The sequence below is a fragment of the Bradyrhizobium sp. NAS80.1 genome (assembly GCF_001908205.1).
Taxonomy (GTDB): domain Bacteria; phylum Pseudomonadota; class Alphaproteobacteria; order Rhizobiales; family Xanthobacteraceae; genus Bradyrhizobium.
The window spans coordinates 1-2,090 of the sequence record NZ_LGHL01000401.1 but is presented as its reverse complement, the minus strand read 5'-3'; the positions used below and the strand labels follow the sequence as shown (position 1 = coordinate 2,090).

Here is a 2,090-nt window from a genome sequence, read left to right as displayed (position 1 = left end):
CTAAGTTGAAGCCACGTGCTAGCTTAAGCGCTAGAACCGCCTTGGACGAATAACTTCTTCTATCGCGCTCAAGCGCCTTGGCGTTTTCACACAGCCAAGACCCTAAGCAGACCCAGATCACGCCGATACAGCGAGCGCGCCGTCGCGACGATCGGCACGTGGTGCGGCTACGGCTTGCAGCTCAAGTGACATGGCGTTCGCTTAGAAAGCAAACCGACGGAAAAATCGAATTCTGAGATAGGTCAGCATCGCTGTTCAGTGCGTCTTCGCCGCAACAGCCAGTGAGAAATTCGAGCCGTCCAGCCTCACGCCTTCGTTGTGGCAAATCCAAAAGATACGTCGATGCAGGATTGGGCCCCAGACTGAACACGGGGATCTGTGGTTGGGATTGAATGGGGGAACCGCGGCGGTGCGGTTGGCGACATTGAAGATTTGGCAAGTAAGCTGTATTGCCGGCGCGCTGGGCGCAACTTCGCTTGCAGCGATTCATCAGATCGCGGTACCGCCCCCGAGCGTAGCAACGCCGAATGCGAGAGTTGCTGATGCATTCGGCACCATCCCGCTGAACGTGACGACGCTGCTGACAAACGCCAGCGCGGCGTTGCCGACTCCGGTCATCGAGGCGAAATTCGATACAAGATCATCGGCTAATGCGATTGTTGCGGCGGAGTTCGCAGACGCGGCGCCGAACTCGGTGATGCCGTCCGATGTGACCAGTTCGCCGCCGCAAGGGCGAACGCTGCAGACCAGTGCCAGCCTTGATGCTACGCCGCCCACGAGCGAGTCAACGCCGCAGCTGGACCGGCCGCATGCGGCTTCTCCCAAGCCGGACGAAGGCGAGCTGCTGTATCTGAAGTACTACGTCTATTCGGAAATTCCTCCGCCGGAGAAACCCGCGAAGATCGCCTTGGCGGCATTCGGCGACGTTCCGCTCGGAACGCCGGTCCAGGAGATCGAACGCGCGGCCAAAGCATTTGGAGTCGATGCCAATTTCATGAAGGCGGTTGCCAAAATCGAATCCGATTTTGATCCCAGGCAACGCACCGGCTCCTATATAGGTCTGTTCCAGCTGAGCAAGTCTGAGTTTAGGGCATACGGGTCGGGCGACATCCTCAATTCTCGCGACAATGCTATGGCTGCCGCCTACAAGTTCATCGCCGAGGCTGCGCTATTCGAAGTAATGACGCACGAGGAGCTGACGTTCGCCAATCTTTATCTGATCCACCAGCAGGGCTGGGAAGGAGCCGCCCAACACATCAGCCATCCGCAGCAGATTGCCTGGAAGTCGATGTGCGCGACCCGCGAGGGCATCGAGAAGGGTGAGAGATGGTGCAAGCGCGCCATCTGGGGCAACACTCTGCCGGCGGTCAAACGCGAATGGAAGTCGGTCGATCGCCTCACGTCGGGCGCGTTCGTGGCGATGTGGCGGGACCGCGTCGAGACGCTCTATGCCCGCTACCCCGCGCCAACGCTGAGGCGGCGGGACGCTTGAGATGAATCAGGTTTCGTTTGGTCGGGAACGTGTTCCGGCAATCTTGGAGTCCGATTTCCGGTGCCGGATTAGGTTTGCGTTCCGCCTAGAGACCGGGCGGCTGCTCGCTCCCAGCGGCCCGATTGCCCCAAGGCTCGAGCGCTGCTGCCTCCGAGGCGAGAACCTAGCCTCCTAGATTCATAAGCAATTCAGGTCGGCTGACGGCCCTGAGCCGGCGTGCGGCGAAAGCCCTGGCATGCCCGTTGTCAGAGCCAGAGCGGACTGAGCACTTGGCAGCCCCAGACTTCCGCTTTTGACCCCAACGGAGACATCGCCGCATTTTTCTTGCCGCGGGATGGGCGTGCGACGTATTAGTGAGCAGCGCGTTTAGCAAGGTGCAAGATCGATCTTCTGGCCCTTGACGGGCCGCACCTTTTGTCCGGTTTGAAGACCTTGCTCTAGTTTTATCGTGCCGATCCATTGCTGAGCTGCACCACTTCTGCAGGGCTCTGTTTGCGGAGGTGCCACGACATGAACTGGCCGGCACGGAAGCCGTTGCGGCGGCGCTTTTTGGTAGCGCTTGGCCATGCGATTCACGTGACGTGGCCGGTGTTGTCTG

General features: G+C 59.7%; 1 protein-coding gene. It reads left to right on the top strand.

All coding sequences use genetic code 11. The features are described from left to right. Positions 1 to 316: 316 nt before the first annotated feature. Positions 317 to 1,492, top strand: a complete 1,176-nt coding sequence (locus AC629_RS49660; RefSeq protein WP_245332204.1) for a lysozyme family protein — start codon at positions 317 to 319, stop codon at positions 1,490 to 1,492. Positions 1,493 to 2,090 lie beyond the last annotated feature (598 nt).